The following is a 13,156-nucleotide window of genomic DNA, read 5'->3' as shown; positions in this document are numbered from 1 at the left end:
CTTTTCTTTTGTCCCATTTCTTTTTTGCCCCATTTTTTTTGCCCTGTGCCTGTGCCGCGCTATCTGCAGCGCGACACTTGGAAACAGCAGATCGGGCAGCAGATCATGACACAACAAGAGATCACAGCGACCACTGCAGCAGATATCCCCGCCCTGCAATCGGTGCTGGCCACCACCGGCCTCTTTCCCGCCGCGATGCTGCCGGACATGCTGGCCCCTGCCCTCAGCGGCGCCACCTCAGATATCTGGCTCAGCCACCACGTAGATGGTGCCGCCATAGGCTTCTGCTACACCCGCGCGGAGGAGATGACCGAAGGCGTCTGGAACATGGTGGCGCTGGCGGTGCATCCGAGCCATCAGGGCAAGGGCACAGGCGCCGCGCTGGTCGCAGCGACAGAGCAGCGCCTGCGGGACATCGGCGCCCGTCTGTTGATTGTGGACACTTCAGGCACTGAAGCCTTTGAAGCAACCCGCCGCTTCTACCGCCACAACGGCTATGAAGAAGAGGGCCGCATTCGCGATTTCTGGGCCGCCGGCGATGACAAGGTGATCTTCCGCAAACCGCTCTGATCCTGCGCGCCCGCGAACAGCAAAAGGGCGGCCCAAAAAACCGCCCCTTTCAATGATCTATAAATACTCTGGGGGTGGCCCGTCAGGGCCGGGGGCAAAGCCCCCTCAAGCGCTCACCTCACGCAGCATCCTGTTCATTGGCCTGACGGTGCCACAAGTGGGCATACCGCCCCTGACGCGCCAGCAGTTCCGCATGGGTGCCCTGCTCCACCACTTCGCCTTTTTCCAGCACCACGATCTGATCCGCCTCGGCGATGGTTGACAGGCGGTGGGCGATGGTGATCACCGTGCGGCCTTGGCCGGCGCGGGCCAGCGCATCCTGGATTTCCTGTTCTGTATCCGTATCCAGCGCCGATGTGGCCTCATCCAGCAACAGGATCGGCGGATTTTTCAGCAGGGTGCGCGCGATGCCAACCCGCTGTTTTTCACCCCCGGACAGTTTCAGCCCACGCTCACCAACGGCGGTGTCATAACCTTCTGGCAGGGCCATGATGAAGTCATGGATCTGGGCGGATTTGGCGGCGGCGATCACATCCTCTTCGGTAGCGCCATCACGGCCATAGGCGATGTTGTAGCGGATGGTGTCATTAAACAGCACCGTGTCCTGCGGCACCACGCCGATCTGCGCATGCAGGCTCTCCTGCGTGATGTCGCGCACGTCCTGCCCGTCGATGCTGAGGCTGCCACTGTTCACATCATAAAAGCGGAACAACAGCCGCCCGATGGTGGATTTCCCCGATCCGGAAGAGCCGACAATCGCCACAGTCTTGCCCGGCGCAACATCCAGTGAGACGCCGTTCAGGATCGGCCGTTCAGCATCATAGCCAAACTGCACGTCTTTCAGCTGCACATGGCCGCCGTTCACTTTCAGACCGGGCGCCTCAGGTTTGTCGGTAACCTCAGCGGGTTGTTCCAGCAGATCAAACATCTCCCCCATATCCACCAGCGCCTGGCGGATTTCACGGTAGACCGTGCCAAGGAAATTCAACGGCATGGTGATTTGGATCATGTAAGCGTTGACCATGACGAAATCCCCGACGGTCAGATCGCCACGTTCCACCCCCACTGCGGCCATGACCATCACTGCAACCAGACCACTGGTGATCAGCAGGGACTGACCAAAGTTCAGAAACGCCAATGAGTATGAAGTCTTGAGCGCCGCCTTTTCATAACCCGCCATCGAGGCGTCATAACGTGCCGCTTCCCGCTTCTCCGCGCCGAAATACTTGACCGTTTCAAAGTTCAGCAGGCTGTCGATCGCCTTTTGGTTGGCGTCCGTGTCCTGATCATTCATCACCTTGCGCAGCTTCACCCGCCATTCGGTCACGGCAAAGGTGAACCAGACATAAAGCGCGATGGTCAACGCCACCACGGCCAGATACCAGACATCAAAGAGGAAGAACAAAACCCCCGCGATCATCAACAGTTCCAGCACCAACGGGCCGATGGAAAACAGCAAGAAGCGCAGGAGGAACTCAACCCCCTTCACACCGCGTTCGATCACACGGCTGAGGCCGCCGGTTTTGCGGGTGATGTGATAGCGCATCGACAGGCGATGGATATGGGTAAAGGTTTCCAGCGCAAGTTGGCGCAGGGCCCGCTGCCCCACAGCGGCGAAAATCGCATCGCGCAGCTGCTGGAACCCGTTCGACATCAATCGCGCCCCGCCATAGGCCAGCGTCATCCCCACCGCGCCAATCGCCAGTTGCGATACGCCTTCGCCCGCCAGAGCATCCACTGCGTTTTTGTAAAGCACCGGCGTCCAGACCGCGACAACCTTGGCCAGCAACAGCGCCAGCATGGCAAAGACCACCCGGTATTTCACCCACGTGAGCTTGGGATCGGCCGGCCACAGATAGGGCGACACACGGCGGATTGTGCGCCAGCCGGAGCGCTGTTCGTCATTCAGGGTGGAGGCGGTTTGCTGAGGGCGGCGCATAGGGGTCCTTTCTGGCTGGCACACACAGATAGGTGAGCGGGCCGTGTTTGACCAGTGGAGCGGCGGCCACTTTGCCCTGCACAGATGCGCAACGGGGGCTTCATCGACGCATACCCGACAAAAACCATTCGCCTGCAGGGGCTGAAAATCGTTGTTTTAGTGGATGCCAGATAGAAGAAGAGCCGCCCCATCGGGACGGCTCTTTGCTTTTCAGACCGCTGGGGCCGTTGCGCGTCAGTTCAAGCTGACGCTTATTCCGGTACGGTGAAGATCTGGCCCGGATAGATCAGGTCCGGATCACGGATCAGGCCGCGGTTGGCCTCAAACACCCGCACATACAGGATCCCGTCGCCATAAGCGTCACGTGCAATCGCCCAGAGCGTATTGCCCGGCTGCACCGTCACCGCACGCACCGGCGGCACGCTGGGGCTGGCATCGGGATCTGCCGCTGTTGGCTGGGCGCCGCTGTCGGTATTGGCGGCCGCGATGGTCTCCTCGGCCTCGCGTTTGAACGGGGTCTCAACACGTGAGGTCACTTTGCCCTCACCGTCCAGTTGATCCACACGCAGGGTGTAAATGCCCGGTGCAATGTCATTGAGCACCAGCGTCCAGTTGCCACTGTCACCAACACGGCCCTCACCCACAGCAGCGTTGCTGAGGTAGACGCGCAGGAAGGCGCTAGCGGCGCCACGGCCGGTCAATTCCACCGCACCCGTTTCGCTGTAGCTGATGGCATCCAGAACCAAGGCGCTGGCCTCAGCCGCAGCTGCGGGCTGCACCACTTTCACGCCATCCTCACCTGCAATGATCACCACGGGGGCTGCGGGTTCGGCATCTTCCGCAACGGGCTGCGGGGCGGGCTGTGGTTCAGCGTCGGCTGCCGGGGTTTCGGCGCTGGCGGGTGTCTCAGCCGCTGCAGGTGCCGCGCTTTCGGTGGCCGGGGTCTGCGCTTCTGCGCTTTCTTCCGGGGCAACCTGAGCCTCAGCCACAACGGTGGTTTCAGGCTCCGGCGCAGGGGTGACCGCCGGGGTCTCGGCGACAGCATCAGCGGCAGGTTCTGCTGCAGCCTCAACCGGAGCCTCGGTCGGAGCTTCAGCCGGGGTTTCAGGCGCAGGTTCTGGCGAAACCTCCGCTGTCTCGGTCTCAACCGGGGTGTCCGTGGTGGCCACAGGCTCTGCCGGGGTTTCGGTTACCGCTTCCACGGCCTCCGCCGTTTCGACCGTCGCAGCCTCCGCAGGGGCCTCAGCCGCCGTTTCCGGGTCTGCCTGAGCGACCTCTGGTGCCGCCTCTGCCGGGGCCTCAGCCGGGGTCTCAGCAGTTGCCACTTCAACCGTCACTGCCGCAGCTGTTTCAACAGGGGCCTCAGGCGTTGCCACCTCGGTGGCCTCAGCCACAACGGTTGGGGCCGGCGCAATGATCACCTGATCGGTCGACCGTACCGAGACATCGCCAAGACGCAGCACCAGCGCCATCACACGCGGCTGATCCGAGGTTTCAATCGACAGGAAGGCGGCGAATTTTCCATCTGACCCGGGCTGGGCAGTGTGGATCACCGCCTCATTCAGCAGAATATCCACGTCACTGCCGCTGACCGCTTGGCCGGCCACCAATGTGGTGCCATCGGCCTCAATCCGGACCACGTCAAAGCTGGGGGCGTCTGGCAGGACGGGTGCAGCCTCGGGTGTGGTTTCTTCAGGTGTGGCCTCTGCCGCCTCTGTCGTCTCAGGTGCGGGTTCTGGCGTCTCCGAGGGCTCAGGCTGCGCCGGCGTTTCAACCGCATCCGCAGTTTCCACTGCTGTAGTCTCAACAGGCGCGGTTTCTACCGGCGTCGCCGTGGCGGGTGCCTCGGTGACATTGGCGGGCTCTTCGCGGTCAAATACGCCCAAGCCAAAAAGCGCCGACACCAGAGCCACAGCCGCCCCGGCACCGTACAGAATGAGTGGTTGGCCCGCGGCCGCCCCGGTTTCTTTGGTCATCTTTTTCCTTCCCCCAAGCCCGCCGCTCTGACGTGGAAATCAGCAGATCAGAGCAGTTGAGCAGCCCCTTGAACAAGGGTATCAGAGGTCACAAGCACGATTGTCATAGGAAAATCAAGATGATTACCCCTTCCGTTTGCGTCTTTTGTGGCTCCCGTCCCGGGAATGACACGGCCTATAGCGCCGCTGCCGAAGACGTGGGCCATGCGTTAGCGCATAACAACTGGCGGCTGGTTTATGGCGCTGGTGATGTTGGCCTGATGGGCACCGTGGCCCGCGCGGCCCAGACCGCGGGCGGCGAAACCTTCGGCGTGATCCCCACCCATCTGATGAAAGCAGAGGTCGGCAAGACCGATCTGTCGAGCTTTGTGATCACCGAAAACATGCATGAGCGTAAAAAGGTCATGTTCATGAACTGCGATGCGATTGTGGTTCTGCCCGGTGGTGCTGGTTCATTGGATGAGTTCTTTGAGGTGCTGACATGGCGCCAGCTGCAGCTGCACCAAAAACCGATTTTCCTGTTGAACACCAATGGGTTTTGGGACCCTCTTGTGGCGCTGATCGATCACGTGATCACCCAGGGCTTTGCCAGCCAGTCCCTGCGGGAACTGATCCGTACCGTCGCCACGCCCGAGGAGCTGGTTGCGGGACTGAAAAGCGCCCTGCCCGCCTGAGGCGCGATCAGCCAGAGTTTAGGCGCCAGTGCGGCGGGCCTGCCAAAGGCTCGCCCCGCTGTAAAGCGCCAGCGCCACCCAGATGATCGGGAAGGCAATGGCGTGCCACGGCCCAAAGGGTTCGGCAAAGACCAGCGTGGCCACCAGAAACTGCAGCGTTGGGTTCAGATATTGCACCAGCCCCACCGTGGCCAGTTGCACACGTTTGGTGGCAAAGGAAAACAGGATCAGCGGTGTTGCGGTCAGCGGGCCTGAGATCATCAGCAGTGCGATGTCCCGCGCCCCATTGCCCCAGACCGATCCGCCGCCGGCCCAGACCTGCCACAGAATGATCAGCGCCACCGGGCTGAGCAGCAAAACCTCAACCGTGACCGACACCACCGGGCCCAGCGTCAGTTTCTTTTTGATCACACCGTAAAGACCAAAGGTCACCGCGATCAGCAGAGACACCCAGGGTGCCACGCCCAAACCCCAGGTCAGGATCGAGACCGCCAGAACCGCCAACGCCACCGCCCCCCATTGCAGCCGCCCCAGACGTTCGCGGAAAAACACCACCCCCATCAGGACCGAGACCAGCGGGAAGATGTAATAGCCCAAGGATGCTTCGGTGGCTTTGCCAACCTGAATGGACAGGATGAACATGAACCAATTGGCCCCGATCATCAGCGCAGCCACAAACAAAGTAAGGGTTTGACGCGGCTGACGCAGCACCCCGCCCACCAGATGCAGACGGCCCTGCACCAGCAGGACAAGGGCAAAAAACACACAGGACCACAGCGTCCGGTGGCTGAGCACCTGCAAGGGCGGCAGATGCGACAGTAGCTTGTAAAACAGCCCCGACAGGCCCCAGACCACACAGGCCGTCACCAGCGCAAGAACGCCCAGTTTTGCGGCGGAGTTGTCGGTGGCAGTGTCTTGGGGATTGGCGGTCATCTGAGGGCTCTCCTTCGCCCGCAGACATTCTGATTTAATCAACTGTTGTGCAAGCGAAAACGACCAGATTGGATACGATTTTGCGGGTCGCAGCGGGTCCCACTTGGGCCCGACTGATACGTGGGCCAGTCCCCTTCGGACCGATCGCAAAAGAAAAGCGCCCCACCAAACGGTGGGGCGCTTAAACTCAGATGCAACGGTTAGGGCTTAGCCCAGACGCGAAGCAACGTTTTCCCAGTTCACCAGCTTGTTCAGGAAGTTATCCAGGTAGGCCGGGCGCTTGTTGCGGAAGTCGATGTAGTAGGAATGTTCCCACACGTCGCAGCCCAGCAGCGCGGTCTGGCCGAAGCACAGCGGGTTCACGCCGTTTTCGGTTTTGGTCACTTTCAGCGAACCGTCTTTGTCTTTCACCAGCCAGGCCCAGCCCGAGCCGAACTGGCCAGCGCCAGCAGCAGCAAATTCGGATTTGAAGGCGTCAACCGAACCAAAGCTTTCAACGATGGCTTTTTCCAGCTCGCCGGGCATGGCGTTGCCGTTCGGGCCCATCATTTCCCAGAACTGGTTGTGGTTCCACAGCTGCGAGATGTTGTTGAAGATGCCGTTCTGGGCAACTGCGTTGGCGTCATAGGTGCCAACAATGATCTCTTCCAGGGATTTATCGGCCCACTCGGTGCCTTCGATCAGCTTGTTGCCATTCACAACATAAGCGTTGTGGTGCAGGTCGTGGTGGTATTCCATCGTCTCTGCAGACATGCCCAGATCGGCCAGTGCGTCGTGCGCGTAGGGAAGGTCGGGAAGTTCAAATGCCATGGGGATGCTCCCTGTTCTTTTTGCAAGTTTCCGTTGGCCCTAGATGTGACAACTCACGCCGAAAGGTCAAGAACAACGGCGCAGATATTCCTACATAATTCCGAACAATCACAGTGCGTTTGCCGTCCGGGCCAACGGGGCGGTGTTATTTGCTGACTTCTGCGCAGGTGCCACGACCGCCAAACTTGTTCAGGAAGTCGTTTGGCCGTGCGTTAAAGGTCGCTTTTTGGGTCTTCTTGTTGTAGCGCAGGTTGTAGGTGAACACATCGATGCTGAACCCGTCAGGCTCCCTGATGTTGCGCAGCACCCAGTCAACCGACAGGATGTGTTTGTCATCGCGGATCACCTTGGCATCGATCGGTTCGCCATAGAAATACTCGATGACCAGATCGTAAACCTTCGCGTTTTTCGAACCCGGGGTCCATTGCACCAGGATGTCAGGGGAAATCCAATCCCCGGCTTCAGCGCCTTTTACTTTGCAGACCATTTCAATCGGTCCTTTGGTTTTGGCCGCCTGCGCAACGGATGGCAGCGCCGCAACGGCGGCAACAGCCAAACACTTAAAAAATGTATTCACTTCAAATTCCTCACTTTTGCGATCACAATCTAGGCGTGAAACTACACCCCTGCAACCGTCATTCGGAGGAGATCTTCGAAGGATTGGAGCAACGGTCAATCGATTAAGGATACCGCGCTGCCAAATGCAAAATCGCTACGCATGAGGCGCGTGGATCGTGAGCAGAGATGCAGATGCGCAAATGCCGCGCACACAAGAAGCGGGTGGCGCTTGTTTTCCAGTAATATGGAAAACCGTTTTGCGGGCCGATCTCACCAGCCCGCAAAACCATTACCTAAGGCGGTCAGTAAAAGGCCACCTCACCCCCTGTTTCCGCTGAAACGCTCAGCAGATCGAAGGTGTATTGCGCCACGGAGCGGAAGCAGATCACCTGCATCACACCCTCTTCCGGGGTCCAGAAGGCACCGGCCACCTGCGCCAGGCGGGAGCGGCGGATGTCACCTTTGCCGAAGGCGGCGGGGCTGAAATCGACCGGTGCCAGCTTCGCCATCACGTCGCGCACCGCCCCATCCGCGCCGGAAAGGCGGAAGAAGGCGCGGGCATCCGACACATCCGCAACCAGCGCATGTTCACCTTCCAGTGCGGCGTTCAGTTTGGCCACCGTAGCGCCGACCTGATCGTAGTCGACCAGAATCAACAGCTCATCCGGCGACATCCAGGCAACCGAGCCGCCTTTGCCGCTGGAGATCTTGCGCTGTTTCGGCAGCGCCAGACCCACGGCCTTCTTCACCGCAGCGGCAAAACCGGCGCTGTCAAAATCCCCGCGCAGGGTGATCATGCCCTGCGGGCCAAGCTCCTCAACCCGCACAAAGCCGTCAGATGATGCGCCCGAGAGCGCGGTTTTCAGCAGGGCCTCAGACATTCTGCTTCTCCCCGTCCTTGTCGTAGAAGACCGGATCGCAGATCCGCGCCTTGTAGATTGTGCCATCGGTGCCGGGGATTTCCAGCACTTCGCCCATGCGGTCCGGCCCGTTGTGGACCAGCGCCATGGCGATGCCTTTGCCCAGTGTTGGCGAATGATAGGTCGAGGTCACGCGGCCCTGGGTGTTGCGCTGGCCGTTGGCATTGTTGCCGCTGGCGGGCACATAGGCGCCATCAGGCAGCACCGCACCGTCCAGCGTTTCCAGACCCACCAGTTTCCAGCGGTTCGGATCGGCCATATGGCTGCGCAGTTGGGCGCGTTTGCCAAGGAAGTCCTCTTTCTTCTTCGAGATCGCCCAGTTCAGCCCCAGATCCTGCGGGATCACGGTGCCGTCGGTTTCGTCCCCGATCATGATGAAGCCTTTTTCAGCCCGCATCACGTGCAGCGCCTCAGTGCCGTAGGGCATGACGTTGAACTCCGCCCCCGCCTCCAGCAGCTTGTCCCAGACCGCGCGGCCCAGCGAAGCAGGCACCGCAATCTCATAAGACAATTCGCCTGAGAAGGAGATCCGGTACGCCCGCACCGGGATGCCCGCCAATTCGCCATCGGCCCATTCCATGAACTTCAGACCGTCTTTGGAGACATCCATGCCACCCAGTTTTTCCAGCACCTCGCGGGCCTTCGGACCCACCACGGCGATCTGGGCATATTGCTCGGTCACATTGGCGGTGTAGACCTTCCAATCCCACCATTCGGTTTGCAGCCATTCTTCCATGTGGCCGTGGATGCGATCAGCCCCGCCGGTGGTGGTGTGGCAGAGGAACGTCTCCTCATCAATGCGGGCGACAACGCCGTCATCAATCAGGAAACCATTTTCCGAACACATCAGACCGTAACGGCATTTGCCCGGCTTCAGCGAGGACATCATGTTGGTATACATCATGTCGAGGAATTTGCCCGCATCGGGGCCCTTGACGATGATCTTGCCTAGGGTCGAGGCATCCAGCAGCCCCAGCGCGGCGCGGGTCTGGTTGATCTCACGGCTGACCGCCTCGGCATGGCTTTCGCCCTGACGCGTGTAGCAGTAAGGACGCCGCCAATGACCGACGGGTTCAAAGAAGGCGTTCTGTTCTTCGTGCCAGTCGTGCATCGGGGTGCGGCGCAGCGGCTGGAAGGTTTCCGCACGCGCCTCGCCTGCGATGGCCCCCATCGAGATCGGGGTATAGGGCGGGCGGAAGGTGGTGGTGCCAACCTGCGGAATGTCCACGTTCAGCGAATGCGCAAGGGTGGCCAAACCGTTGATGTTTGACAGTTTCCCCTGATCGGTTGCCATGCCCAGCGTGGTGTAACGCTTTGTGTGTTCAACGCTTTCATAGCCTTCCTGCGCCGCCAGCATGACGTCAGAAACCTTCACGTCGTTCTGGTAATCCAGGAAGGCCTTCATCCGCAGCGCCGGACCGGCGCCCTGTGGCATCAGCCAGACAGCGGCGGGGTTGGCCTCGGCCAGGGTTTCGCCTGCGGGGGCTTCGGCCTTGGATTTGGGCTTCAGGCCAGCGGCGGTCACCGCGCTGAGGCCTGCCTCGGTGGCGTCTTTCAGGATGGCGCCAAGGTCAAATTCGCCATTGGCGGCACCGGCCACTTTGACAAAACCCTGCCCCTCGGCGCCCAGCGGGGGACGGTTTGGATCGGGGCGGAAATGGGCCTGTGCCTCATCCCAGGTCAGCTTGCCACCGCAATGGGACCAGAGGTGTACCACCGGCGACCAGCCGCCGGACATGGCCACTGCGTCACAGGTGATTTCCTCCAGCACCGCGCCTTCACCGGCCTGGGCACAAATCGCAACGCCAGTGACACGTTTGCCACCTTTGACCTTGCTGATCGCCTTGCCGTTTTCGACGCGGAAGCCCTGTTCGCGGGCCAGTTCGACCAGTTTGCCGCCACCTTCGGGGCGGGCATCCAGAATGACCGGCACCTCAAGCCCGTGACGTTTCAGCGTGAAGGCGGTGCGATAGGCATCATCGTTGTTGGTGACCACCACCACACGATCCCCGGAGGAGACGCCGTAGTTGACGATATAATCACGCATCGCACCGGCCAGCATAACGCCGGGGATGTCATTGCCCGCAAAGCTGAGCGGGCGTTCAATGGCGCCGGTGGCGGTCACGATCTGGCTGGCGCGGATGCGCCACAGACGATGCCGCGGGCCGTCCTGTTCCGGGGCGTGATCCGTCAGACGTTCATAGCCCGTCAGGTAGCCGTGGTCATAGACCCCTGCCCCCATCATACGGGTGCGGAGCGTGACGTTTTCCATCGCCTGAAGCTTGGCAACTGTGGCGTCGATGAAGGCATCAACCTTCTCACCCTCAACGGTGCCGCCATCCACTGGCGCGCGGCCACCCCAATGGGCGGTCTGTTCCATCAGGAGAACCTTGGCACCGGCCTCTGCCGCAGCCAAGGCGGCCTGCAGACCCGCCACACCGCCGCCGATCACGGCAACGTCGAAGAAGGCATAGAAATGCTCATAGCGATCTGCATCACGGTCTTTCGGCACCCGGCCCAGACCGGCGGACTGACGCACGATGGGTTCAAAGACATGTTTCCACGCCGCCCGTGGCGCCATGAAGGTCTTGTAATAGAAACCAGCGGGGAAGAACCGCGCCAACTTGTTGTTGACCGCGCCGATGTCAAATTCCAGGCTGGGCCAGTGGTTCTGCGAGGAACAGTTCAGGCCATCAAACAGCTCGGTCGTGGTGGCACGCTGGTTCGGTTCGAACTTGGCGCCAAGGCCCAAGCCTACCAGCGCGTTCGGCTCTTCTGCGCCCGAGGCAACGATGCCGCGCGGACGGTGGTATTTGAACGAGCGGCCCACCAGCATCTGGTCGTTGGCCAACAGGGCTGAGGCCAGCGTGTCGCCTTCGAAGCCGTGGAACTGCTTGCCGTTAAAGGCAAAGCGGACCTGTTTGCCCTTGTTGAGAAGGCGGCCGCCTGTGGAGAGACGTGTGCTCATGTCTTAAGCCTCCTTGCCCGGTTGCGGGGCGGGGATTTGAGTATTTTTGGCAAGATGAAAGGTCATTGGTCACTGCCTTTCAGATCGCGCCACTCCCAGCCGGGGCGTTTGGCGCTGATTTTATCCTGCAGTTCCTGCGGCGGTTCAAAGACCTGCGCGCTGTAGGTGCCAAAAACCTCAAGCGTGTTGGTGCAGCGGGCGGCGTGGAACCACTTGCCGCAGCCGTTCACATGGCGCCAGCGTTCGAAATGCACGCCTTTGGGGTTTTCGCGGTGGAACAGGTAGCCTTCGAATTCTTCATCCGAAGAGCCGGGACCGAAGCGTTTCAGATGCGCCTCGCCACCGGCGTGCAGTTCGGTTTCTTCGGCGTCAACGCCGCAGTAAGGGCAGTGAAGGATGAGCATATCTTGAGGTTCCTTCTTAGTGGGCGACGCCGGCCGCGACGCTTTCGTCGATGAAGCGACCTTCGGAGAAGCGGTTGAGGCCGAATTCCTCGGTCAGGGGCGAGTGGCCTTTGGCCATCAGTTCCGCCATGGCCCAGCCGGAGCCGGGGATCGCCTTGAAGCCGCCGGTGCCCCAGCCGCAGTTGACGAAGATGCCATCCACCGGAGTTTTCGACAGGATCGGTGAGCGGTCACCGGTCATATCCACGATGCCACCCCATTGGCGCAGCATTTTCAGGCGCGAGATCATCGGGAAGGTTTCCACCAGCGCCCGCACGGTTTCCTCAATATGGTGGTAGGAGCCGCGCTGGGTGTAGTTGTTGTAGCCATCGGTGCCGCCGCCAATGACCATTTCGCCCTTGTCAGACTGGCTCATGTAGCCATGCACAGTGTTGGCCATGACCACCACATCCATGCAGGGTTTGATCGGTTCTGACACCAAAGCCTGCAGCGACAGCGATTCAATCGGCAGACGGAACCCGGCCATTTCGGCCAGAACACCCGAATGGCCCGCAACCACCATGCCCAGCTTGTCACAGTCAATCGCGCCTTGGGTGGTGTCGACGCCAACCACCTTGCCCCCTTCGGAGCGCACACCGGTCACTTCGCATTTCTGGATGATGTCCATGCCCATCTGCGAACAGGCGCGTGCATAGCCCCAGGCCACCGCATCGTGACGCGCGGTGCCGCCGCGTTCCTGCCAGAGGCCGCCCAGAACCGGGTAGCGCGGACCGTCGATGTTGATGATCGGCACCAGTTCCTTGACGCGCTCAGGACCGATGAACTCGGTCTTCACGCCCTGCAGCGCATTGGCATGGGCCGTGCGCTGGTAGCCGCGCACCTCATGTTCTGTTTGCGCCAGCATGATCACGCCGCGCGGGCTGAACATCACGTTGTAGTTCAGATCCTGGCTCATCGTCTCATAAAGAGAACGCGCCTTTTCATAGATCGCCGCCGAGGCATCCTGCAGGTAGTTTGAACGGATGATCGTGGTGTTGCGGCCGGTGTTGCCGCCGCCCAGCCAGCCTTTTTCCAGCACAGCCACATTGGTGATGCCGAAGTTTTTGCCAAGATAATAAGCGGTTGCAAGGCCGTGGCCACCTGCACCCACGATGATCACATCGTATTTCTTCTTTGGCTTGGGTGAAGCCCAGGCGCGTTCCCAACCGGTGTGATACCGGGCGGCTTCGCGGGCAATGGCAAAGGCGGAATATCGTTTCATGGGGCGTCTTTCACGTCGAATCCGGGGATTGAGGTCTTGTTCCTGTTTGACCGGATTGCGACATCTGCCCCCGTTTCCAAGCGTCATATTTCCGTCTGGTTGCGACATGGCGCTGCCGCAGCGGGCATTTCAGGGGATTTTGC

11 protein-coding genes are annotated in these 13,156 nt (G+C 60.6%); 2 read left to right on the top strand and 9 right to left on the bottom strand.

Annotated elements, in window-relative coordinates; genetic code table 11:
* The first annotated feature begins 105 nt into the window (after positions 1-105).
* Entirely contained in the window at positions 106-570 is a 465-nt protein-coding gene (locus ACORLH_RS09375; protein WP_321832430.1) for a GNAT family N-acetyltransferase, read from the top strand.
* Positions 571-688: 118 nt separating this feature from the next.
* Here ACORLH_RS09375 and ACORLH_RS09370 read toward each other — a convergent pair whose 3' ends face one another.
* Together ACORLH_RS09370 and ACORLH_RS09365 are read right to left on the bottom strand one after the other, a co-directional pair.
* Positions 689-2,509 (bottom strand): ABC transporter ATP-binding protein/permease, encoded by a 1,821-nt coding sequence (locus ACORLH_RS09370; RefSeq protein ID WP_321832429.1) that lies wholly within the window; start codon positions 2,507-2,509, stop codon positions 689-691.
* A gap of 251 nt (positions 2,510-2,760) precedes the next feature.
* On the bottom strand, positions 2,761-4,485 hold the full coding sequence (locus ACORLH_RS09365; protein WP_321832428.1) for a LysM peptidoglycan-binding domain-containing protein: 1,725 nt from the start codon (positions 4,483-4,485) through the stop codon (positions 2,761-2,763).
* 119 nt (positions 4,486-4,604) lie between these two features.
* Between ACORLH_RS09365 and ACORLH_RS09360 the strand changes: the two genes are divergently transcribed.
* Positions 4,605-5,159 carry a TIGR00730 family Rossman fold protein gene (locus ACORLH_RS09360; protein ID WP_321832427.1) on the top strand — a complete coding sequence of 185 codons (555 nt, stop codon included), beginning with the start codon at positions 4,605-4,607 and terminating at the stop codon, positions 5,157-5,159.
* 18 nt (positions 5,160-5,177) lie between these two features.
* Here the strand turns inward: ACORLH_RS09360 and rarD are convergent, their stop codons facing one another.
* From rarD to ACORLH_RS09325, 7 genes are all read right to left on the bottom strand, one after another.
* The gene (gene rarD, locus ACORLH_RS09355; RefSeq protein ID WP_321832426.1) at positions 5,178-6,092 is read right to left on the bottom strand and encodes an EamA family transporter RarD; all 915 of its coding nucleotides are present in this window, start codon (positions 6,090-6,092) and stop codon (positions 5,178-5,180) included.
* Positions 6,093-6,299: 207 nt separating this feature from the next.
* The gene (locus ACORLH_RS09350) at positions 6,300-6,902 is read right to left on the bottom strand and encodes a superoxide dismutase (RefSeq protein ID WP_058241791.1); all 603 of its coding nucleotides are present in this window, start codon (positions 6,900-6,902) and stop codon (positions 6,300-6,302) included.
* A gap of 145 nt (positions 6,903-7,047) precedes the next feature.
* Positions 7,048-7,479, bottom strand: a complete 432-nt coding sequence (locus tag ACORLH_RS09345) for a hypothetical protein (RefSeq protein WP_321832425.1) — start codon at positions 7,477-7,479, stop codon at positions 7,048-7,050.
* Positions 7,480-7,762: 283 nt separating this feature from the next.
* Positions 7,763-8,341 (bottom strand): sarcosine oxidase subunit gamma, encoded by a 579-nt coding sequence (locus tag ACORLH_RS09340; protein WP_321832424.1) that lies wholly within the window; start codon positions 8,339-8,341, stop codon positions 7,763-7,765.
* A complete protein-coding gene (locus tag ACORLH_RS09335; protein WP_321832423.1) occupies positions 8,334-11,348 on the bottom strand; it encodes a sarcosine oxidase subunit alpha family protein in 3,015 nt (1,004 codons plus the stop codon). Before ACORLH_RS09335 ends, ACORLH_RS09340 begins: the two co-directional genes overlap by 8 nt.
* Before the next feature lie 62 nt (positions 11,349-11,410).
* Positions 11,411-11,752, bottom strand: a complete 342-nt coding sequence (locus ACORLH_RS09330) for a sarcosine oxidase subunit delta (RefSeq protein ID WP_058241788.1) — start codon at positions 11,750-11,752, stop codon at positions 11,411-11,413.
* 16 nt (positions 11,753-11,768) lie between these two features.
* A complete protein-coding gene (locus ACORLH_RS09325) occupies positions 11,769-13,013 on the bottom strand; it encodes a sarcosine oxidase subunit beta family protein (RefSeq protein WP_321832422.1) in 1,245 nt (414 codons plus the stop codon).
* Between the last annotated feature and the right edge of the window lie 143 nt (positions 13,014-13,156).

The sequence above is a fragment of the Thalassovita sp. genome (assembly GCF_963691685.1).
Lineage (GTDB): Bacteria > Pseudomonadota > Alphaproteobacteria > Rhodobacterales > Rhodobacteraceae > Thalassobius.
This window is presented reverse-complemented; position numbering and strand designations above follow the sequence as displayed.